18 protein-coding genes are annotated in these 22,196 nt (G+C 66.7%); 8 read left to right on the top strand and 10 right to left on the bottom strand.

Going from position 1 to position 22,196, the window contains the following annotated elements:
- The 3 genes from metF to NJG22_RS07080 all read left to right on the top strand — a co-directional run bounded on the left by metF (position 1) and on the right by NJG22_RS07080 (position 3,851).
- Positions 1–846, top strand: coding sequence for a methylenetetrahydrofolate reductase [NAD(P)H] (metF, locus tag NJG22_RS07090; protein ID WP_253093374.1), 846 nt, complete (start codon positions 1–3; stop codon positions 844–846).
- Positions 847–962: 116 nt separating this feature from the next.
- Positions 963–1,733, top strand: coding sequence for a transporter substrate-binding domain-containing protein (locus NJG22_RS07085; protein ID WP_253093373.1), 771 nt, complete (start codon positions 963–965; stop codon positions 1,731–1,733).
- Between the two features lie 222 nt (positions 1,734–1,955).
- A complete protein-coding gene (locus tag NJG22_RS07080) occupies positions 1,956–3,851 on the top strand; it encodes a DEAD/DEAH box helicase (RefSeq protein ID WP_253093372.1) in 1,896 nt (631 codons plus the stop codon).
- Positions 3,852–4,007: 156 nt separating this feature from the next.
- On the opposite strand, the gene NJG22_RS07075 is transcribed toward NJG22_RS07080, so the two are convergent.
- From NJG22_RS07075 to NJG22_RS07065, 3 genes are all read right to left on the bottom strand, one after another.
- On the bottom strand, positions 4,008–4,586 hold the full coding sequence (locus NJG22_RS07075; RefSeq protein ID WP_253093371.1) for a YceI family protein: 579 nt from the start codon (positions 4,584–4,586) through the stop codon (positions 4,008–4,010).
- A 34-nt stretch (positions 4,587–4,620) separates the two neighbouring features.
- Complete coding sequence (locus NJG22_RS07070) at positions 4,621–5,172, bottom strand: cytochrome b (protein WP_253093370.1); 552 nt, start codon at positions 5,170–5,172, stop codon at positions 4,621–4,623.
- A gap of 233 nt (positions 5,173–5,405) precedes the next feature.
- Complete coding sequence (locus NJG22_RS07065) at positions 5,406–7,241, bottom strand: flavin monoamine oxidase family protein (protein WP_253093369.1); 1,836 nt, start codon at positions 7,239–7,241, stop codon at positions 5,406–5,408.
- A 201-nt stretch (positions 7,242–7,442) separates the two neighbouring features.
- Between NJG22_RS07065 and NJG22_RS07060 the strand changes: the two genes are divergently transcribed.
- The 4 genes from NJG22_RS07060 to NJG22_RS07045 all read left to right on the top strand — a co-directional run bounded on the left by NJG22_RS07060 (position 7,443) and on the right by NJG22_RS07045 (position 10,900).
- Positions 7,443–7,850: a hypothetical protein gene (locus tag NJG22_RS07060; RefSeq protein ID WP_217852205.1), complete on the top strand. Its 408-nt coding sequence runs from the start codon at positions 7,443–7,445 to the stop codon at positions 7,848–7,850.
- Between the two features lie 72 nt (positions 7,851–7,922).
- A complete protein-coding gene (locus NJG22_RS07055; protein ID WP_253093368.1) occupies positions 7,923–9,329 on the top strand; it encodes an adenosylmethionine--8-amino-7-oxononanoate transaminase in 1,407 nt (468 codons plus the stop codon).
- Between the two features lie 106 nt (positions 9,330–9,435).
- Positions 9,436–10,155 (top strand): 16S rRNA (uracil(1498)-N(3))-methyltransferase, encoded by a 720-nt coding sequence (locus NJG22_RS07050; RefSeq protein ID WP_253093367.1) that lies wholly within the window; start codon positions 9,436–9,438, stop codon positions 10,153–10,155.
- A 118-nt stretch (positions 10,156–10,273) separates the two neighbouring features.
- Positions 10,274–10,900, top strand: a complete 627-nt coding sequence (locus NJG22_RS07045) for a hypothetical protein (protein WP_253093366.1) — start codon at positions 10,274–10,276, stop codon at positions 10,898–10,900.
- A gap of 19 nt (positions 10,901–10,919) precedes the next feature.
- Here the strand turns inward: NJG22_RS07045 and NJG22_RS07040 are convergent, their stop codons facing one another.
- The 7 genes from NJG22_RS07040 to pilG all read right to left on the bottom strand — a co-directional run bounded on the left by NJG22_RS07040 (position 10,920) and on the right by pilG (position 20,867).
- Positions 10,920–11,537 carry a hemolysin III family protein gene (locus tag NJG22_RS07040; protein ID WP_217852197.1) on the bottom strand — a complete coding sequence of 206 codons (618 nt, stop codon included), beginning with the start codon at positions 11,535–11,537 and terminating at the stop codon, positions 10,920–10,922.
- A 109-nt stretch (positions 11,538–11,646) separates the two neighbouring features.
- Complete coding sequence (locus NJG22_RS07035) at positions 11,647–12,120, bottom strand: chemotaxis protein CheW (protein ID WP_253093365.1); 474 nt, start codon at positions 12,118–12,120, stop codon at positions 11,647–11,649.
- Positions 12,113–17,401, bottom strand: a complete 5,289-nt coding sequence (locus NJG22_RS07030; RefSeq protein ID WP_253093364.1) for an Hpt domain-containing protein — start codon at positions 17,399–17,401, stop codon at positions 12,113–12,115. Before NJG22_RS07030 ends, NJG22_RS07035 begins: the two co-directional genes overlap by 8 nt.
- A gap of 10 nt (positions 17,402–17,411) precedes the next feature.
- Complete coding sequence (locus tag NJG22_RS07025) at positions 17,412–19,436, bottom strand: methyl-accepting chemotaxis protein (protein WP_253093446.1); 2,025 nt, start codon at positions 19,434–19,436, stop codon at positions 17,412–17,414.
- A 65-nt stretch (positions 19,437–19,501) separates the two neighbouring features.
- Positions 19,502–20,056: a chemotaxis protein CheW gene (locus NJG22_RS07020; RefSeq protein WP_253093363.1), complete on the bottom strand. Its 555-nt coding sequence runs from the start codon at positions 20,054–20,056 to the stop codon at positions 19,502–19,504.
- Entirely contained in the window at positions 20,053–20,418 is a 366-nt protein-coding gene (gene pilH, locus NJG22_RS07015; protein ID WP_253093362.1) for a twitching motility response regulator PilH, read from the bottom strand. The genes NJG22_RS07020 and pilH overlap by 4 nt, the downstream gene beginning before the upstream one ends.
- Positions 20,419–20,465: 47 nt before the next feature.
- Positions 20,466–20,867 (bottom strand): twitching motility response regulator PilG, encoded by a 402-nt coding sequence (pilG, locus tag NJG22_RS07010; protein ID WP_217852188.1) that lies wholly within the window; start codon positions 20,865–20,867, stop codon positions 20,466–20,468.
- Positions 20,868–21,163: 296 nt separating this feature from the next.
- On the opposite strand from pilG, the gene gshB reads away from it, so the two are divergent.
- Complete coding sequence (gene gshB / locus NJG22_RS07005; RefSeq protein WP_253093361.1) at positions 21,164–22,117, top strand: glutathione synthase; 954 nt, start codon at positions 21,164–21,166, stop codon at positions 22,115–22,117.
- Positions 22,118–22,196 lie beyond the last annotated feature (79 nt).

Genomic DNA, 22,196 nt, shown 5'->3' with positions numbered 1-22,196 from the left:
ATGTCACAAGAACGCCGCTACAGTTTCGAATTCTTCCCGACCAAGACCGACGCCGGCCACGAAAAACTGATGGGCGTCGCCCGCCAGCTGGCCAACTACAACCCGGATTTCTTCTCCTGCACCTATGGTGCCGGTGGTTCGACCCGCGACCGCACGCTGAACACCGTGCTGCAGCTGGAGAACGAAGTGAAGGTCCCGGCCGCCCCGCACCTGTCCTGCGTGGGCGACAGCAAGGACGACCTGCGCGCCCTGCTGGCCGAGTACCAGGCCGCCGGCATCAAGCGCATCGTCGCCCTGCGTGGCGACCTGCCTTCGGGCATGGGCATGGCCAGCGGCGAGCTGCGCTACGCCAGCGACCTGGTCGAGTTCATCCGCCAGGAGACGGGTAGCCACTTCCACCTGGAAGTCGCCGCCTACCCGGAGATGCACCCGCAGGCACGCAACTTCGAGGCTGACCTGGCCAACTTCGTGCACAAGGTCAAGGCCGGTGCCGACAGCGCCATCACCCAGTACTTCTTCAACGCCGACAGCTACTTCTACTTCGTCGAGCGCGCGAGCAAGCTGGGCGTGGACATCCCGGTGGTGCCGGGCATCATGCCAATCACCAACTACAGCAAGCTGGCCCGCTTCTCCGACGCCTGCGGCGCCGAGATCCCCCGCTGGATCCGCAAGCAGCTGGAAGCCTATGCCGACGACACCGCGAGCATCCAGGCCTTCGGCGAGGAAGTGATCAGCCGCATGTGCGAACAGCTGCTGCAAGGCGGCGCGCCAGGGCTGCACTTCTACACCTTGAACCAGGCCGAGCCGAGCCTGGCGATCTGGAACAACCTGAAGCTGCCCCGCTGATGGCCGCGGGCAGGGCATTGGCTGCGGCCATTGCCTTGCCCGTGCCAACTCCCAGCGACAAAAGCCCACTGGTCTTGCCTGGGCTGCCAGCGTAATCTCGCGCCATGCGCCTGCTGATGCCCTCCCTCCTGCTGTTGCTGCTCGCTTGCCTGAGCCCGCTGGCACAGGCGGAACGCCTGCGCATCGTCAGCGACGACTGGGCGCCCTACCTGTTCCAGGCCAACAACCGGCCCCAGGGTATCGACTACGAGGTGACCAACGAGGTGTTCCGGCGCCTGGGCATCGAGGTGCAGTGGCAGTTCCTGCCCTGGCGGCGCTGCCTGGCCATGGTCGAGCAAGGCCTGGCGGACGGGGTGATGGATATCTTCCAGGTCGAGTCGCGCCGCGACTACCTGGTCTACCCGGACGAGCCGATGTCGCAGGTCGAATTCGTCCTGTACCAGGCCCGCAGCCGGCCGCACCCAGTGCGGCGCCTGGAAGACCTGGCCGGGCTGACCGTGGGCACTTCGCCAGGCTATACCTATAACCCCGCCTTCAGCGACTCGCCGCTGTTCCGCCGCGAGGCGGCCCCCAGCCATGAAGCCAACTTCGGCAAGCTGATGCTCGGGCGCATCGACCTGCTGGTGACCGATCGCCGCCTCGGCCACTACCTGATCCGGCAACTGGGCATCGAGCAGGCCGTCGAAGCGCTGCCGCTGGTCATCAGCCGCCACCCGCAGTACCTGGGGCTGGCCCGCAAACCAGGGCGCGAAGCCCTGGCCCAGGCCTTCGCCGATGAACTGCGACGCTTCAAGCAGGAGCCTGCCTATACCGCGATCAGCGCCCGCTACCTCGGCCAGCAGGATTTTCCTTTCGCCGTTGAGCAGCAGGAAAGCGGCACACGCTGATTGCTCTGTTATACTCGAGCCTTCCCGCCCGGCTCACGCCCGGACGCTCGGCCTCGCCATCGGCATCTCGACCCGCAGCAGCGCACCCCTGGTGCCCGCCCGCCGCCTCCAGGATGCGCAGTGAACGCCCAGCTGGACCGGACGCGATCGCATCCCACCGATGCCCGTCGCGCCAGGCAGAACACCCCATCGGGCCCAGCCCCCACGAGAACAGGATTGCCCATGTCCTTTGCTTCCCTCGGTCTCTCCGAGGCTCTTGTCCGCGCTATCGAGGCTGCGGGCTACACCCAGCCCACCCCGGTGCAACAGCGGGCGATTCCCGCCGTGTTGCAAGGTCGCGACCTGATGGTCGCCGCCCAGACAGGTACTGGTAAAACCGGCGGCTTCGCCCTGCCGATCCTCGAGCGCCTGTTCCCGGGTGGCCACCCCGACAAGTCGCAACGCCACGGCCCGCGCCAGCCGCGCGTGCTGGTGCTGACGCCAACCCGCGAGCTGGCCGCTCAGGTGCATGACAGCTTCAAGATCTACGCCCGCGACCTGAACTTCATCAGCGCCTGCATCTTCGGCGGCGTCGGCATGAACCCACAGGTCCAGGCCATGGCCAAGGGCGTCGACGTACTGGTCGCCTGCCCCGGCCGCCTGCTCGACCTGGCCGGCCAGGGCAGCGTCGACTTGTCTCGCGTCGAGATCCTGGTGCTGGACGAAGCCGACCGCATGCTCGACATGGGCTTCATCCACGATGTCAAGAAAGTGCTGGCGCGCCTGCCGGCCAAGCGCCAGAACCTGCTGTTCTCGGCGACTTTCTCCAAGGACATCACCGACCTCGCCGACAAGCTGCTGCACAACCCCGAGCGCATCGAGGTCACGCCGCCGAACACCACCGTCGAGCGTATCGAGCAGCGTGTCTACCGCCTGCCGGCCAGCCACAAGCGCGCGCTGCTGGCACACTTGATCACCCTCGGTGCCTGGGAACAGGTGCTGGTGTTCACCCGTACCAAGCACGGCGCCAACCGCCTGGCCGAGTACCTGGAAAAGCACGGCCTGAGCGCCGCCGCGATCCACGGCAACAAGAGCCAGAACGCCCGCACCAAGGCCCTGGCCGACTTCAAGGCCAACACCGTGCGCGTGCTGGTGGCCACTGATATCGCTGCCCGCGGCCTGGACATCGACCAGTTGCCTCACGTGGTCAACTTCGAGCTGCCCAACGTCGAGGAAGACTACGTCCACCGTATCGGCCGTACCGGCCGCGCCGGTCGTTCGGGCGAGGCCATCTCGATGGTTGCCCCGGATGAAGAGAAGCTGCTCAAGAGCATCGAGCGCGTCACCAAGCAGCGGATTCCGGACGGCGACCTGATGGGCTTCGACGCTTCGCAGGTCGAAGCGGAAAAGCCGGAAGTCCGCGAGCGCCCGCAAAATAACGGCCGCGGTGGCCGCAACCAGCAATCGCGCGGCGAAGGCAGCAAGGACAGCGGCGGTCGCAAGGACAAGGGCAAGGACAAAGGCCGTAACAAGCCTGCGGCCGAGAAGCCCGCCGAGAAGGAAAAGTCCGGCGACAAGCAGCAGCAAGGCCAGCAGCGCAAGCCGCGGGACAAGAAACCCCGCCAGCAGCAGGCTGCCCAAGGCCAGAAGGCCATGCCCGCGATACCTGCCGACCGTGACCCGGAAGAATTCCTCGACGACGACGTCGACAACTTCGGTAACCGCGCCGACTACGTCAGCCCCTACCAGAACGCCAAGAACCAGGGCCGCAATCGTCGCCCAGGTGGCGGCGGCCAGGCTCAAGGCCAGGGGCAGCGCAGTGGCGGCGGCCAAGGCCAGGGGCAAGCCCGTGGCAATGGCCAGCAGCGTCAAGGCCAGGGCCAGGGCGGCGACAAGCGTTCCCGCAACGGCGGCGGCAGCAATGGCGGAGCCCGGCGTGACAACAACGCGGGGCGCAACCGCCGTGACGACTCGGCCCGCCAGGAACCTGCCGTGCGCAACCCGCGCGAATCGCAGAGCGCGCCGGTGATCATCCGCAAGGAATCCAAGCTCGACCGCTACCCGACGCCCGAACAACTGGACGACCTGCCAGCCCGCCCACGTGGTGAGCGCCCAGCCTTGCTGACCCGCAAAGGCTGATTGAAACACCGAGGGGCTGCTATGCAGCCCTTTCGCGACACAAGGCCGCTCCTACAGGTACTGCGCTCCGTCAAAGGGCTGCGCTGAACTTGTAGGAGCGGCCTTGTGTCGCGAAAGGGCCGCATAGCGGCCCCTCGGTCGTTCACCTAACGCGAATTACTTCTGCTTCACGCCTTCGACACTGATATCCAGGTCCAGGGTTTGCGAAGTCGGGCCTGGGCCTTTGATCCCGAAGTCGTTCAGGTTCAGCGTGGTCTTGGCGTTGAAGCCGGCGCGCTCGCCGCCCCATGGGTCCTTGCCCTCGCCGTTGAACACAGCCTTGAAGGTGACCGGCTTGGTCACGCCGTGCAGGGTCAGGTCACCGGTCACGTCGGCAGTCTTCTCACCGGTCGACTTGACGCCGGTGGAGACGAACTTGGCATCCGGGTACTTCTTAACATCGAGGAAATCTTTGCTGGCGATGTGCTTGTCACGCTCGGCGTGATTGGACCACAGGCTGGCAGTCTTCAGGTCGACGCTGATCTTGCTGGCCTCGGGCTTGGCGCTGTCCCAGGTGAAGTTGCCGTCGAAATCCTTGAAGGTGCCGTGGATGAAGCTGTAGCCCAGGTGGCTGATCTTCCAGTCCACGAAGGCGTGCTGGCCTTCCTTGTCGATCTTGTACTCGGCAGCCATGGCCTGGCCAGCAGAGATCAGAGCGGTACCGAGCGCCAGAGCGGCAAAAGTCTTTTTCAACATCCTTACTTCCTTCCTTTGCAATTGAGGTTGAGAGTCAAGCTTTGCGGCCCAGCATGCGGGTGAGGGTCGCGTCACGGTCGATGAAATGGTGCTTGAGGGCGGCCAGGGCGTGCAGCACGGCGAAAATCACCAGGCCCCAGGCCAGCCACAAGTGGATGACGCCAGCGGTATCGGCCTGGTCAGGCAGGTCACTGACCAGCGCAGGCACCTCGAACAGGCCGAACACCGGAATGCCCACGCCGTCGGCGGTGGAGATCAGGTAGCCCGCGGCCATGACCGCGAACAACCCCAGGTACAGCGCCAGGTGCCCCAGCTTGGCGGCCAGGCGGGTGGCCTTGCCGTGGTTGGCCGGCGCCGGTGGCGGTGGGCTGACGAAACGCCACAGCACGCGCAGCAGCATCACCGCCAACAACACCAGGCCAATGCTCTTGTGCAGATCAGGACCGGACTTGCGCCATGGGCTGTAGTAGTCCAGGCCGACCATCCACAGCCCCAGGCCGAACAGGCCGAAGACCGCCAGCGCCACGCCCCAGTGCAGGACGATGCTGACCAGGCCATAGCGAGAAGATGAATTGCGCAGTTGCATGTTGGCGTATTCCCCGTGAAAGCTGTGCACAAGACTAGCGGGTAACGTATCGAATAAAAGCGGAAAAAATTGCTTCGGATGATCGAGAAATCCGATATGAAGTCTGCAAGCTTCCCATTAAGGAAACATTAACGATAGACGTTCAAAGGGGAGATGCCAGGCTCTGATCGTGGGGCCAGCCCGCCCCCACCTGCCGATGTGGGAACGGGCTGGCCCGCGAGGGCTGCTAGCGATCAGTTGGCCTTGGCCTGGGTGTTGACCACCGCTTTCTTGGCAGGCTCACCCTTGGCGGTGGCCTTTTTCACCGGTGCTGGCTTGGCCGCAGGTTTATGCACAGGCTTGGCCGCCGGTTTGTGCGCGGCGGCAGGTTTGGCCGGCGCGACCTTGGCCGGTTGTTCCTTGACCACCGGCGCCGGGGCCACGGGGGCAGGCGCCGCGACAGGTACCGGCGCGACCTCTTCGGCCTTGGCGATCGGTGCTGTCTTGGCCTCGGGCTTGTCGCTCGCGCCGAACAGGCGCGAGAAGAAGCCCGGCTTGTCATCCTTGGCCGCTTCGGCTTTCGCCGCCTCGGCCTTGGCCGGCGCCTTGTCGGCAGAGCCGCCGAACAGCTTGGAGAAGAACCCGCCCTGGTCTTTCGCTGCTGCCGCGCCGACAGCTGCCGCCGCCGCTACCGGTGCGGCCTTGACCGGGTCGAACGACTTGCCCGCGGCCAGTTCCTGGACCTGCCCGGCGGCGCGCTGGCCACTGCGCAGGGCACCTTCGAGGGTACCAGGGTACAGCGCATCGGTGTGCTCGCCGGCGAACGCGATGCGCTGCACCGGCCGCTCCCACAGGCGCCAGTACTTGCTGATCTGCCCCGGGCCGAAGGCCAGGTAGGCGCCGCCCATGCCGGCGTCGGTGCTGTAGCGACGCACCTCGTAGCCGGTGAAGGCACCCCGGGCCTGCGGGTAGAAGGCATGCAGGCGGATCAGCACCTGGTCGACCATCTGCTTGTCGCCGAAGGCCTGCAACAGGCGAGCGTTGTCGCCGGACAGGTTGATCACCACGTTGGCCCCGCCCTTGAGCGCAGGCTCGATCCACAGCATGCCCAGGCCAGTGTTGCTGAAGATTTCACCGGACATCCGCGCGCGGCTTTCCCACACCGGGTTCTTGAACTTGAGCATCAGCTGGTCGCGCCAGCCGTAGTTGGTGCCTTTGAGCGCCGCCAGGTGCTGGTTGTCCAGGCCCGGGGTCATCTGGATCTTGGCCAGCGCGCGCAGGGGCACGGCCATGACCAGGTAGTCGGCCTGGTAGCCCACCGCGCCGACCTTGACGGTCACGCCATCCTTGTCCTGGACGATGGCGGTGACCGGCGAGCTGGTCTTGATGGTCTTCAACTGCTTGACGAAGGCCTGGGCCAGCACCGGGCTGCCACCGGGCAGGCGCGCGGCGCGCAGGTCACGGTCGCTGACATTGCGGTAGACGCGGTTCTGCTGGGCGAAGTACAGCAGCGACAGGCGCGACGGCTCGTCATAGCGTGTACGGATCTGCTGGTTGACCAGCTGACGGGCGGTGGCGGGCAATTGCAGCTTGTCGAGCCAGGTGGAGACGTTCATCTGGTCGAGGGCGAACAAGGTGCTGTTGGCCGCCGGGTTGAGCGGATCGTCGATCGAGCGGGCCAGGTCGTCGAGGGTCTTCTCGTAGCGCTTGAGCGCCTCGGCGGTGGCGGGCTGCTTGGCGGTCAGGTCGGCGGCGCTGAAGTACTCGCCGTCGATCAGGTAGCCGGGGGTGCGCACGAACTCCGGCGCCGGCAGGGTCGCAACCTTGAACTGCTGCAGGTACCGGTTGAGCACCGGCTGGGTCTTGTCGTTGCCGATCCATTCGCTGGTGGCCAGGCCCGAACGCCCGCCCATGCCCGACTTGGCCTCCAGCAGGGTCACCTGCCAGCCCTTGCTCTGCAGCTCATAGGCCGCCGTCAGGCCCGCCAGGCCACCACCGACGACGATCGCCGTCTTGTCCTTGGCCAGCGCGGCACCGCTGGACACACCAATCAATACCAACGCGCACAGGCGCACCCAAGCAGCAGCCATGATGGCGAACTCCGGTTGTAGAACGACAGAAAGATCGGGGAAGAACGCCCCGGCAGAGATGCGTTAAGAATACGTCACCCTCGCAGACCCTGCCAGCGCAGTGACATCAAGTGCTTTTGGCAACTGGTAATTTTGTCAGTTGCCCACTTACCGTTTGGCTAGCAATCTGGGCAAGGCCTCAGCTGCATCGGACGCTTCCCCATGAGCCATACCGCGTACGCCTTATCGCCAAGCCATGACTGGAACCGCTCGACGGGCTGGAAGATCTCGACGCAAGGGGATGTGCAATGGTCGCACTACCTGACGGCGCAGGATGAACGCGCCGTTCAGCTGACGCTTACCGGTGAATGCGACGTCACCATCGACTTCTGCCGCCCCGTGCACGATCTATCGCTGGATACGCAGATCTGCCGGTTTGGCAGGCAAGTCGTGCATGCCTACTGGCTGACCTTTTTTGACGGCGACAATGTCTTTGTCCCCAGCCCCACCCAGTTCGGCCACCACCTGCACGAACGCTCCAGCCCGCTGTGCAGCCTGACCCTCTCCACCGGCCCGCATTCGACCGTGCACCTGCGCGCCCTGCGATGGTCACCGCTGCGCCTGCACTGAGCGGTTGTCCTGCCCCCCGGCTTTGCTTAGGCTTACGCGGTCAAACTCGCCGTAACGCCAGGAGCAAAGCCCATGGGCCTCAACGATCAGTGGATGCAACGCGACCTCAAGGTCCTGTGGCACCCCTGCACCCAGATGAAAGACCACGAACAGCTGCCGCTGATCCCGATCAGGCGCGGTGAAGGGGTCTGGCTCGAGGACTTCGAAGGCAAACGCTACCTGGACGCCGTCAGCTCCTGGTGGGTCAATGTGTTCGGCCACGCCAACCCGCGGATCAACCAGCGCATCAAGGACCAGGTCGACCAGCTCGAACATGTGATCCTTGCCGGTTTCAGCCACCAGCCGGTGATCGAACTGTCAGAGCGCCTGGTGGCGATGACGCCAGCCGGGCTGGAGCGGGTGTTCTACGCCGACAATGGCTCGTCGTGCATCGAAGTGGCGCTGAAGATGAGCTTCCACTACTGGCAGAACACGGGAAAGCCGCAGAAGAAGCGCTTCGTCACCCTGACCAACAGCTACCACGGCGAAACCATCGCGGCGATGTCGGTGGGTGATGTACCGTTGTTCACCGAGACCTACAAGGCCCTGCTGCTGGACACCATCAAGGTGCCCAGCCCCGACTGCTACCACCGCCCTGAAGGCATGGGCTGGGAAGAACATTCGCGCAACCTGTTCGCCGCGATGGAACACACCCTGGCCGAACAGCACGAGACCATCTCGGCGGTCATCGTCGAGCCGCTGATCCAGGGTGCCGGCGGCATGCGCATGTACCATCCGGTGTACCTCAAGCTGCTGCGCGAAGCCTGCGACCGCTACGACGTGCACCTGATCCATGACGAAATCGCCGTGGGCTTCGGCCGTACCGGCACGATGTTCGCCTGCGAACAGGCCGGCATCCGTCCGGACTTCCTGTGCCTGTCCAAGGCCCTGACCGGCGGTTACCTGCCATTGGCGGCCTGCCTGACCACCGACAAAGTGTACCAGGCCTTCTACGACGACTACCCGACCCTGCGCGCCTTCCTCCATTCGCACAGCTACACCGGCAACCCGCTGGCCTGCGCCGCGGCGCTGGCGACCCTGGATATCTTCGCGCAAGACAACGTGATCGAGGCCAACCAGGCCCTGGCCGCGCGCATGGCCAGCGCCACCGCGCACCTGGCCGAGCACGCCCATGTCGCCGAGGTCCGCCAGACCGGCATGGCCCTGGCTATCGAGATGGTCCAGGACAAGGCCAGCAAAGCCGCCTACCCATGGCAGGAGCGCCGCGGCCTGAAGGTCTTCGAGCACGCCCTGAGCCGTGGCGCGCTGTTGCGCCCACTGGGCAGCGTGGTGTATTTCCTGCCGCCCTACGTGATCACCGCCGAGCAGATCGACTTCCTCGCCGAAGTGGCCAGCGAAGGCATCGACATCGCCACCGGCGATAGCGTCAGCGTGGCGGTGCCGGCCAACTTCCACCCCGACTTCCGCGATCCGGGCTAAACCCCATGCCTTTACGCCGCCCCCTGCAGGCGCGGCCTCGTGGCGCGCAAGGGCCGCGAGGCGGCCCCGGCAGGGGCGATGCCCTCAACAGATTCCGAGTAGAACCATGAGACTGTCCCGCTTCTTCATCGACGCCCCACTCGGCCTGGGCGAGCACGACCTGCCCGAGGCCCAGGCCCACTACATCGGCCGCGTGCTGCGCATGGCCGCCGGCGACGCCGTGCAATTGTTCGACGGCAGCGGCCAGGAGTTCCTCGGCCAGCTGCTGGAGGTGGGCAAGAAAAGCGTGCGCGTGCACCTCGACCAGGCCTTGCCAGGCCTTGCCGAGTCGCCGCTGCATATCCACCTCGGCCAGGGCCTGTCCCGCGGCGAACGCATGGACTGGGCGATCCAGAAAGCCACCGAACTGGGCGCCAACCTGATCACCCCGATCGTCAGCGAACGCTGCGAGGTGCGCCTGAAGGACGAACGCGCCGACAAGCGTCTGGCCCACTGGCGCCAGGTAGCGATCAGCGCCTGTGAGCAATGCGGCCGCTCGACCTTGCCGGTGATCCAGCCGCCGGTGACCCTGGCCGAATGGCTGAAAAGCACCGAGGCCGACCTCAAGCTGGTCTTGCACCCGGTGGCGGCGCCGCTGACCAGCCACGCGCAACCGGGCAACCTGGCGTTCCTGATCGGCCCCGAAGGCGGCCTCAGCGACGCCGAGGTCGAGCAGGCCAAGGCCGCTGGCTTCCATGCCGCGCGCCTTGGCCCCCGCGTGCTGCGCACCGAGACAGCCCCGGTGGTGGCGCTGTCGGTGGCACAGCAGCTTTGGGGAGATTTCTGACCCGCCACCGGTCTATGCCAGGGTTTGGCTCGGACTTTTCCGAAAAACTCATGCCAAACAGCCACTGGCAGTTTTGCCAGTAGCGCCCGGCAGGCCGCTCTCTTAAGGTTTTCCGCCTGTGGAAAACTTTTGGAATGGGGTGGCGATGAGAATCTTGACCCTGCTTGGGTTCCTGGCCGTTTGCTTGCTGGCAGGCCTGCTGTTTCATGAGCGCAACACGCTGGCACTACAACCCGGCCCGGCGCCCTGCACGACCGACGCGCCCTGCCTTGAAGTGCAGACGCACGAGCAAAAACTTGCGCAGTGCAGGGCCGCGATGAAGAAACGCGGGCACGACGTCAAACCCAGGATGCACTATGGCTTCTGCTACATCGACGCGCTGACGCCAGGGCTGCGCGCGACGCTGCTCGCAGGTGCCCAGGCGCTCAGGCCGCCGCCGGTGCTGGAACAGTACGTCAGCCTGGCGCTGGCGGACTTCAACCGCGAGCACCCGGCTACCGACCCGGCCACGCTCGACAGCACACGGCAAGCACTGATCGCCGAGTTCAACGCCCTCTGGCCCCAGATCAAGGCAGACCCCACCCCCGAAGCGCCTGCGCAGGGCGGTCACATCGTCCAGACCCTGCGGCGGTTCAATGAGCGCTGGTGGAGCGAACACGCCGAACGCTTCCATGACCACCTCAGAACCACCCAGCGCTTGTGCCAGAGCCACCCGAACAGCTGCGTGATGGGGGATTACAACTGACCTGGCCGCGAGGGGCCAGTCAGGACACGTAGAAAGACACCGCCACGAAGTGCATCAGGCTGCCAGCGATGACGAACAGGTGCCAGATGCCGTGGGCGTGGCGCAGGCGGCTGTCGAGGGCGAAGAAGATGATGCCCACGGTGTACAGCACCCCGCCACTGGCCAGCCAGACAAAGCCGGCAGTACCGAGCGAGTGCAGCAACGGCTTGACCGCCACCAGCACGATCCAGCCCATCACCGCGTAGATGACGATCGACAGGATCCGCGCCTCGGAGCGTGGCTTTATCTCCTGCAACATGCCGATCAGCGCCAGTCCCCAGACCACCCCGAACAGGCTCCAGCCCCAGGGCCCACGCAGGCTGACCAGGCAGAACGGGGTGTAGCTGCCGGCGATCAGCAGGTAGATCGACAGGTGGTCGAGCTTGCGCATGACCCTCTTCGCCCGGCCACGGGTGCTGTGGTAGAGGGTGGAGATGCTGTAGAGCAGCAGCAAGGTGGTGCCGTAGATGGAAAAACTGACGATCTTCCAGGGATCACCCTGCAACCCGGCCACGACGATCAGCCAGATCGCGCCGATACAGGCCAGGACGGCACCGACCAGGTGGGTCCAGGCATTGAAACGTTCACCGTAGTACATGCAAGCACAGACCTCCCAAGGGGAATGAGGTTCCTGAGCACGCGCAGAATGGCACCGGCGTAGCCGGTGCCAAGGATCGAGCGACTGCGCCCGCTTCACTCGGCACATCCTAGCCTGCGACTGATTGCAGATCCGCGTCACGCACCAGCCGCTCCAGCGCCGCCAGGTCCGGGACCCGGGCCACCTGCTCGCCAACCTGCACCGCCGCCAGTTCCAACCCGGCCAGGGGCACATCCACGTAGTTGAGCTGGCTGTCGAGCTTGCACGAGCGCGGGATGCCCTGCAGCAACACCGCCAGGTAACGCAGCCCGGTATCGCCCAAGGCATTGAGCACGACGATACGCGCCCGCTCGCCACAGAGGGTCTGCCCGCCGCAGGCGGCCTCGAAACCGATCAACGGCAAGCGTTGCTGGCGCCAGTCGACCCAGCCCAGGTGCCACTGCGGCTCGCCCGCCTCGCAGGTGATGGCGCGATGGCCGATCAACTCGGCCACCGCCACGTTGGGCAGCACCAGGGTGCGGTCGCCCAGCGGCAATAACAAACCGGTCAGGCTGCTGCGCTGGCCGGCGATATGTTCAAGCATGGTACTGGCTCCAGTGGGCGATGCTCTGCAGCAGCAACGACTCCTGGTACGGCTTGCCCAGGTACTCGTTGACGCCGATGGCCATGGCCCGGTCGCGGTGCTTCTGGCCGGTGCGCGAGGTGATCATGATGATCGGCAACTGCTTCAAGCGCTCGTCACGGCGGATGCGCGTCGCCACCTCGAAACCATCCATGCGCGGCATCTCGATATCCAGCAGCAGCACGTCGGGACGGTGCTCTTCGAGCAAAGCCATGGCATCCACGCCATCCTTGGCCGTCAGCACGCTCATGCCGTGGCGTTCCAGCAAGCGGCTGGTGACCTTGCGCACAGTGACCGAGTCGTCCACCACCATCACCAGCAAGGGCCGCCGTGGCGCCGGGCCGATCAACGCACGCTGGCTGTCGAGCGCGCCGGGCAGGCGCGCCAGGCGACGCTGCTGGCCACGCAACTGGCCGAGCAGGTCGAGAATCAGCACCACCCGGCCATCGCCAAGCAGGGTCGCGCCGGACAGCCCCGGTACCGCGGCGAACTGCGGCCCCAGGCTCTTGACCACGATCTCGCGGCTGGGCGACAGGCTGTCGACCTGGATGGCGAACGACTGCTCGTGGGAGTGGGTCAGCAGCACCGGCAAGGGCACGCTCTGGCCCAGCAGCTGCGGCTGGCCGCCACCTTGCAGCAGCTCGCCGAGGTAGCGCAGCGCGTAATCGTGGCCGGCGTAGGTGTAGCGCGGCGGATCCAGCCGGTAGCAGGCCTCGAGCTCGGCCGGCGGCACGCGGACGATGCCTTCGATGGTGTTGAGCGGGATGGCGTACTGTTCATCGTCGACGTGCACCATCAACGCCCGGTTCACCGATACGGTGAACGGCAGGCGGATCAGGAAGCGCGCGCCCTTGCCGGGGCTGGACTCGATGCTCATCGAGCCGCCCAGTTGCTTGACCTCTTCGTGCACCACGTCCATGCCCAGGCCACGCCCGGAGATCTGGGTGATCTTCTCGGCGGTGGAGAACCCCGGACGCAGGATGAACTGCAGGATCTCGTGGTCACTCAGGCGCGCCAGCGGATCGAGCAGGCCACGCTTGATCGCCTTTTCGCGCACCGCCGTCAACGGCACCCCGGCACCGTCGTCGCTCATTTCGATGACGATGTCGGCACCTTCGTGCAGCAGGTTCAGGTGGATGGTGCCCAGCTCCGGCTTGCCTGCCGCCAGGCGCGCCTCGCGGGACTCCAGGCCATGGTCGACGGCGTTGCGCAGCATGTGTTCCAGTGGGGCGACCATACGTTCGAGGACACTGCGGTCCAGTTCGCCCTCGGCGTTGCCGACCACCAGCTCGACCTGTTTGCCCAGCTCGCTGGCCACCTGCCGCACCACCCGCTGCAAGCGCGGCACCAGGCGCTCGAACGGCACCATCAGGGTGGCGGTCAGGCCTTCTTGCAACTGGCTGTTGACCCGGGCCTGCTGCTGCAGAAGGCTGTGCGCCTCCTGGGCGCGCTGGAGCAGGGTTTCCTTGAGGTCGAGCAGGTCCGAGGTGGACTCGAACAAGGCCCGCGACAATTGCTGCAACTGCGAATGGCGGTCCATCTCCAGCGGATCGAAGTCGTCGTAGGCGTCACCTTCGAACTGCTGGCGGCTGGAAATTCGCCCCTGGGTCTCGATATCCAGGCGCAACAGCTGGTCGCGCATGCGCTCCAGCGTGGTTTCCATTTCATTCAGGGCGAACTGGGCATCGTTGACCTGCTGCTCGATGCGCCCCCGGATCACCGAATGCTCACCGGCCAGGTTGCCCAGGTCGTCGAGCAACTCGGCGTCGACCTTGACCATGTCCCCGGCGCGTTCCGGCGCGGCGGCCGGCGCCTCGGCGGGAGCGGCCTCGGCTTGCGGCTGGGCGGCGGCGCTGTCGGTCAAGGCGGCGCTGGAGAAGTTGCGGATGTAGTCGATCAGCGCCGTGGCGGTATGCAGGGGCTGGCCCAGGCGGGCGGCATCGAGCATGTGCGCCAGGCGGTCGTGGCAGTTCTGCAGCAGGCTGAACAGCGCCGGGGTCGGCGGCAGGCGCCCAGCGGCCAGCAGTTCGTAGAGGAATTCCAGCTCGTGGGCCAGGTCGCCAATCGCGGCGATCTCGACCATGCGTGCGCCGCCCTTGAGGGTGTGCAGGTCGCGCAGCAGGTTTTCCACTTCCACCGTGCTGCGTGGGTCGGCCTGCCAGCGCGCCAGCGACTCGGCGGCGCTCTCGACGATGTCCGAGCTTTCCTCGAGGAAGACCTCCAGCAGCTCCTTGTCGCCTTCGGCGCTCTGCTCATCGTCCGTCGCCTCGGACTGGCCCGGCAGCGGCGCGTGATGGCGAAACTCACGCAGCTCGCCGAGCAGCGCCACCGCCGACAGCGGGGCATGGCCTTCGCTCAGGCTGTGCAGCATGTCGGCCAGCGCGCCATGGCTGCGGCGCAGCAGCTCGAGCAGCGCCGGGCTGACGCCCAGGCGGCGGTCGACCAGGCCCTCGTAAAGCAATGCCAGCTCCTGGGCGAGCACTTCGATGGCGCCGATCGCGGCCATCTGCGCGCCGCCCTTGAGCGTCTGGATATCGTGCTGCAGCGTGGACAGCGCCGAGACGCTGTCCGGGTCGTGCTGCCAATGCTGCAACGCCTGGTTGGCGCCATCGAGGATATCGCCGGCTTCCTCCAGGAACAGGTCGACCACCGCCGGGTCGGTCAGCTCGCCCAGCGGCGCCAGCGGGGTCACCCCCTGGGCACCGACCACGCCCATGGCGGTGGGGTCGAGGGCATCGTCAAGCAGCCCATGCAAGGCCGCCAGGCATTCGGCGCGGGCACTGAGGTCCTGGCCGGCGGCCACCTCGTCGAACAGGTCGAGCAAGGCCTCGTGGGCCTGCCGGGCCACCTCGAACATCCGCGGGGTCACCGCCAGGCTGCCCTCCTCCACCGCGCCGTACAGGTCGAGCAGGCCTTCGCAGATTTCATCCACCTGCCACAGTTCAGCCTGGTGCGCGCCTTGGCCGAGGGTGGTCATTTCATCGAGCAGCATGTGCAGTTCGTGGCGCTGCGCCGGCTGGGCCTGCCAGTTGGCCAGACGGGTCTCGGCGTCGAGCAGAATGTCCATGCCCAAGGTCAGGAAGCTGGCGATCATCTGCGGGTCGCGCCGCTGCCGGCGCTGCGGATGACCCTCGGCCTGGTGCTGGGCGAGCCGGGCATCGACCACCTGGCCGACCTGCTCGATCAGCGCCGCGGCCCCGGCAATCGGCGCCAGCGGCGTGCTGCCCAGTTGTGCCAGGCCAAGGTGGAACAACGCACGGGCGGCCTCCAGCAGCTCGGCCTCGACCACCTGCAAGGGCAGCTGGTGGCCCTTGTATTCGCGTACCAGGCGGTCAAGGGCGGTGGCCAGCTCGGCCACCGGCATCACCCCAGCCATGGCGGCGCTGCCCTTGAGCGTATGCAGCGCGCGCTGCAAGCCATCGCTGACCGGCGTGCCGCGGACATCGACGCTGTGCAAGAAGGCGTCGAGCCCGGCCAGATGGCCCTGGGCCTCGTTGCGGAAGATCTCCAGCAACTGCGGGTCGAGGCCGTCGATACTGGCGCTGGGCGGCGCGTCGTTGAGCGCCAGCGCGTGCAGGTGGCCAGCCAGTTGTTCGATTTCGCGGCTCGCCGGCATCTGCCCGGCGGCGAAGTCGGCCAGCAGGTCGGGCAGGCGCACGAACACCTGCTGCAATGCCACCAAGCCTTCGGGGCTAAGCAGGATGCGCCCCTCGAGCACTCGGTTGAGCAGGTGCTCGGCGCCCCAGGCCAGCTCCGCCACGGCCTCGGCATGTACCATGCGGCCACTGCCCTTGAGCGTGTGCAGGGCGCGGCGCACCTCCACCAGCGCCTCGCGCAGGTCGTTGTCGGCGCGCCAGCGTAACCAATGCCGCTCGATCTCCGGCAGTAACTCGCCGGCCTCTTCGAGGAACACTGCACGCAGCTCGTCGTCGATGCCGTCCGGCGTGGGGGCATCCGCGGCCGCCGCCACCCGCTGGCACTGCACACCCAACGCGGCCAGGCTGGCATGGGCCATGTCGATGAAGCCTTGGGCATCGGCCAACGGATCGGCCACCCGCCATTGCAGCCAGGCCTCAGCGGCACTCAGGGCGTCGGCCAGGTGCGCCAGCTCATCGGGCAGCGGCTCGTCTTCCAGGTGCACCAGCCAGCCCTGTACGTAACCGGCACAGGCACCGAACACTTCGCCGGCTACCGGCAGCATCAGCATCGCCAGGGCCCCGCGCACCTGCTGCAGCAAGCCGGGCAAGGCTTGCAGGCGCTGACGCGACCAGTCCGATTCGAGGCAGTCGCCAATCAGGTCCTTGGCCTGTTGCAACACATTGAGCGATTCGTTGAGCACCAACTGGCGGATCTCGGCCAGGTCGGAGCCCGGCAGGTTGCCTGGGCTGGTTTCCTCCAGCGGGCCGACCATGCCATTGAGCGTGGCTTCCACGTACAACAGCGCCCCGGCGACGTCCATCAGCACCGCCTCGTCCGCCGCGCCGTCCTGCTCGACCAGGGCTTGCAGCGCCAGCACCTGGTCGATGATCACCCGCCGCGGCTGCTGGAAGCCCAGCACGGCCAAGGTGTCGGCGACATGCCGCAGCGGCGCGAGCAGTGCCTGCAACGGCTCCTGGGGCGGGCGCTCGCCGCCGACGAAGGGGTCGAGGCGGTCCTTGATGCGCATCAGGTCGTCACACAGCGCCATCACCACCGAGCGCAAGGCGTCACGACCGGGGCCGGCCTGCATGTGCTCGCGCCAGTTGCCCAGGGACAGGTCAAGGTCGGCCAGGTCCGCCGGCCCGGCGATACGCTGGCCGAGTTCGCCGAGCAGGCTGGCCTGGGCCAACGGCTCGGCACCGCGGCAGGTGCGCAACTGGTTGAGCAGCGGCAGCACCACCAGTGGCAGGTCGTGCCGCGCGCCGCGCAAGCGGTCCAGGTACGGCGGCAACTGCTCGAGGCCGCGGAATAGCGCCCCCAGGCAGTCGCCACGCGGGCTCACCTGGCCATCGGCGATGGCCCGGGCCAACAGCTCGAGCTCTTCGGCCAGGCGCGTGGCCCCGGGCAGTTCGAGCATGCGCAGGCAGCCGTGCACCAGGTGCAGGTTGTCGACAAAGAACGCCAGCAACGACAGGTCGCCCGGCTCGCCGGAAAAACGCTCCAGGGCCTGGCGGGCCTGGCCCAGGCAGTCGAGGATCGGCGCCCGGGCCCAGGCCAGGGCGACCGTGTCGTGACGCGCGTGGTGCAGCGCGGTTGCCGTCATGCCCGCGTCCTCACGAGCGCTCTGCCGGTTTTGGCAGGGTGAAACCAGACACCGAGCGGCGCATCTCGCTGGCCATGCGCGCCAGGTGACGGATGCTGTCGGCGGTGGCGCCGGAGCCGGCGGAAGTTTGCGCGGTGATCTGCTGGATCACCGCCATGGTGTGGGAAATCTGCCCGGCGGAAGAGGTTTGTAGCTGGGCGGCGTCGGAAATGCTGTGGATCAGTTCGGCCATGGTCTGCGACACGCCCTCGATCTCGGCCAGGGCCACCCCGGCGTCCTGGGCCAGGCGTGCGCCGCGCACCACCTCGGCGGTGGTCTGCTCCATGGAGATCACCGCCTCGTTGGTATCGGCCTGGATGGTGCGCACCAGCGCCTCGATCTGCCGGGTCGCCGAGGATGAGCGCTCTGCCAGCCGCTGCACCTCGTCGGCGACCACGGCGAAGCCGCGCCCGGCCTCGCCGGCCAGCGAGGCCTGGATCGCCGCGTTGAGGGCGAGGATGTTGGTCTGGTCGGCAATGTCGTCGATCAGGCTGACGATGTCTCCGATCTCCTGGGACGACTCGCCCAGGCGCTTGATCCGCTTGGCGGTGTCCTGGATCTGCTCGCGAATGTTGTCCATGCCATGGATGGTGTTGTGCACCACCTCGTTGCCCTTGTTGGCGATGGCCACCGAACGCTCGGCCACCTTGGCCGACTCGTAGGCGTGGGCCGACACCCGGTCGATCGACTCGACCATGTCGCCCACCGCCTCGGAGGCTTCGCTGATCTGCTCGGCCTGGTGCTCCGACGCCTTGGCCAGCTGGCGCGCGGTGTTCTGTGTGTCCTGCACCGCGGCGGCTACCTGCTCGGCGCTGTGGTTGATGGTGGCGACCAGGTCACGCAACTGGTCGACCGAATAGTTGATCGAGTCGGCGATGGCGCCGGTGAAATCCTCGGTGACCGACACGGTGACCGTGAGGTCGCCGTCGGCCAGCTCCTCGATCTCGTCGAGCAGGCGCATGATCGCCTGCTGGTTGCGCTCGTTCTTTTCTGCCGTGTCGCGCAACTGGCGGCTGGTGGCGCGCACCATCACCAGGCCGATGAGGATGATCGAGGCCAGCGCCAGCAGGCCCAGCACGTAGCCGCCGACGGTGTCCAGGGTGCGCCCGCCGGCCAGGTTCTCGAAACCGTTGGCCAGGTGCGAGGCCTCGTCGAGCAGGGTTTGCGAGAGGCTGAAGATATTGCTGGCGGCCTCGCGCACCCGGAACAGCTCCGGCGAGGTCTCGAGGATCTCGTCCACGGAGCCGGCGACGAACTGGAACAGCTCGGCGATCTCGGCCAGCCGCGCCCGGGCATCGGCGTCCTCGACCCGGGTGACCTGCAGCGCCGGGTTGCCGGCGAGCATGCCCTCGAGCACCTGGCCGAAGCGGCTGGCGTCGCGGCCAAAGGCATCGGCGGCCTGCACCGAGGTCTCGTCGCCGGCCAGCACGGTGTTGACCGAGCCCAGGATGCGTTCGGCCAACAGCAACTGGCGCTGGGCCACCGCCACCTGGCTGGCCGGGGCGCCGCTCTGCAACAGGATCTCGACGACCTTCTCGTACTCCACCTGCAACTGCGGCACGGTCTCGGCCAGGGTCGCCGCCACCTGGTGCAACGACAGCACGGTCTGCTCGCTGGCGAGGATGGTGTCGGTGTTCTTGCGCAGGTTTTCCCAATCCTGGCGGACCGCGTCCATCTCGTCGCGTACCGCCGCTGGCGCGGCCGGCAGGCCGGTGGCCTGGTCACCCTCGCGCAAGTAGCGCCAGCGCCGCTCGAAGTCGTTGCGTGCATCGCTCAGCAGGCGAAACGCCAGGGCCTTGCCCGCCGCCGCCTCGGTGGCGTTCTTGGCGATGCGCTGCGACAGCACGCGCAGCTCGCCGGCATGGCCGATGTACTGCTTGTCGTGGTTGGCCTGGGTGTTGAGGTAGGCGAAGTTGGCGAACAACAGGACGATCGACAGGATCAGCACCACGAACAGCACGGTGATCTGCGCCGTGCTGCGCGGGCGCTGGGCCACGGCGGCCGGGGAAACGGCGGCGGGGATGGTGGCGGTGGGAACAGGCTGGCTCACGGAAAAGTCCTCTACAACGCCACATCGAGAAAGCCCGGTGCCTGGGCCAGGGCGAACGGGCTGAAGATCGCCCAATTGCGTTCACGGGGGAAATGCCCCTGCACGAAGGCGGCAGCGGCGCGTATCAGCGGCTGCGGCGGCGACAGCTCGAGGCTGCTCAGGGCAAAGTGCTGCAGGCCCACGACCTCGTCCACCAGCAGCCCGGCGAACAGCTCTTCGTGGTCCAGCACCAGCACCCGGCGCTGCTTGCCGGCAGCCGCTGGGCCGAGGCCGAAGAACGCGCACAGGTCCATCACCGGTAACAATCGCCCGCGCAGGTTGGCCACCCCGCGGACCCAGGGTTGTACCCCCGGCACCCGGCTGCTGCGCGGCTCGCGCAGCACCTCGGCGACCTCGCCCATGGGCGCCACGAACCACTGGCCGGCGACGCGAAAACCAATGCCGCTCCACTGTTGCAGGCGCATGTCCTGGGGCGGCTGGTCGGCCACCAGCAGGCGGCAGCGCCGGTCGATGTCCAGCAGCAGCTCGAAGGCGGTCAGTGACGCGCCCTGAGGGCGGGTGGTCAAGCGCCGAGCACTTCTTTGAGCTTGGCCAGCAAGGCGTCTTCCTCCACCGGCTTGGTCAGGAAATCGCGGGCGCCCTGGCGCGTGGCCCAGATGCGGTCGGTGTCCTGGTCCTTGGTGGTCACCACGATCACCGGGATGGCACTGGTCTCCAGGTCCTTGCTCAACTGGCGGGTGGCCTGGAAGCCGTTCATCCCTGGCATGACGATATCCATCAGCACCGCATCGGGCTTTTCCTGGCGAGCCAGGGCCACGCCGTCGGCACCGTTGCTGGCCTTGAGCACCTGGTGGCCATGCTTTTCGAGCCATTCGGTCAAGCGGTACATCTCTGTCGGCGAGTCGTCGACAATCAGAACTCGGGCCATGCTGTTTCCCCATCAGGAAATAAGGGCGCCGCCCGGCGTGGGCGGCGTCAGGGTGCGTGTGAATCCTGCGCGACGAAACCGGGCACGCAGGCACGGATCGCGTCGAGCAGTTCTTCCTTGCTGAATGGCTTGGTCAGGAACTGGTCGGAGCCGACCACCCGGCCACGGGCCTTGTCGAACAAGCCATCGCGGGAAGAGAGCAGGATCACCGGAGTGTCCTTGAATGCGTTGTTGTGCTTGATGATGGCGCAGGTCTGGTAACCGTCAAGGCGCGGCATCAGCACATCGACGAAGATGATCCGGGGCTTGTGGTCGACGATCTTGGCCAGGGCGTCGAAACCGTCGCTGGCGGTGATCACCTCGCAGCCGGCCTCGCCGAGCAACATCTGCGCGGTGCGGCGGATCGTGCGGGAATCGTCGATCACCATCACCTTCAGGGGTTGTTCCATCACTTGGGCTACCGTCGCTGATAATGCCGAAAGACTGGGGCCGCCGCGCGCCCCTTTCGCGACACAAGGCCGCGCCTACAAGAGACCGCGATCCCCTGTAGGAGCGGCCTTGTGTTGCGAAAGGGCTGCGCGGCAGCCCCAAAGGCCTGCTGTACAGCGCTATGACTGGCATTTTTAGCACACTCCGGTTGGCCATTCCATCCGCCGCGCCCCTTGACCGGCAGCCCTCACGGCGCCACCCTGAGCCACTTTTCTTTCGTGCCATCGCGGCCATCGCCGCCAAGAGGAATTACCCCATGAGCGTTCGCCTCGGGATTGTCATGGACCCCATCGCGTCCATCGCCTACAAAAAGGACAGCTCGCTGGCCATGCTGCTGGCCGCCCAAGCGCGCGGCTGGAGCCTGTTCTACATGGAACAGCGCGACCTGTACCAGGGCGAAGGCAAGGCCCGCGCGCGGATGCGCCCGCTGAAGGTGTTCGCCGACCCGGCCCGCTGGTTCGAGCTGGGCGAGGAGCAGGACAGCCTGCTGAGCGACCTGGACGTGATCCTGATGCGCAAGGATCCGCCCTTCGACATGGAGTTCGTCTACAGCACCTACCTGCTGGAGCAGGCCGAGGCCGAAGGCGTGCTGGTGGTCAACCGCCCGCAGAGCCTGCGCGACTGCAACGAGAAGCTGTTCGCCACCTTGTTCCCGCAGTGCACCCCGCCGACCCTGGTCAGCCGCCGTGCGGACATCATCCGCGAGTTCGCCGCCAAGCACGGCGATGTGATCCTCAAGCCGCTGGATGGCATGGGCGGCACCTCGATCTTCCGTCACCGCGCCGGCGACCCCAACCTGTCGGTGATTCTCGAGACCCTGACCGCCCTCGGCGCCCAGCAGATCATGGCCCAGGCCTACCTGCCGGCGATCAAGGACGGCGACAAGCGCATCCTGATGATCGACGGCGAGCCGGTGGACTACTGCCTGGCGCGTATCCCGGCCAGCGGCGAGACCCGTGGCAACCTGGCCGCCGGTGGACGTGGCGAGGCCCGCCCGCTGAGCGAACGCGACCGCTGGATCGCCGCCCAGGTTGGCCCGACCCTGCGCGAAAAGGGCCTGCTGTTCGTTGGCCTGGACGTGATCGGCGACTACCTCACCGAGATCAACGTCACCAGCCCGACCTGCATCCGCGAGATCGACACCGCCTACAACACCAACATTGGCGGCCAGTTGATGGATGCCATTGATCGCAAGCTGCAGGCGCGCTGACCGAGGACAGGTGGCAAAGCCGCGCAGTGGGGTATGATGCCGGTCCTTCTCGACTGAACCGCTACCCCGCCTCGCGGTT

Origin of the sequence: Pseudomonas sp. VA159-2 (assembly GCF_024126635.1) — a bacterium.
GTDB classification, from domain to species: domain Bacteria; phylum Pseudomonadota; class Gammaproteobacteria; order Pseudomonadales; family Pseudomonadaceae; genus Aquipseudomonas; species Aquipseudomonas muyukensis.
Note: the sequence above shows the minus strand (reverse complement) of the source record. Positions and strands in the feature narration are given on the sequence as shown.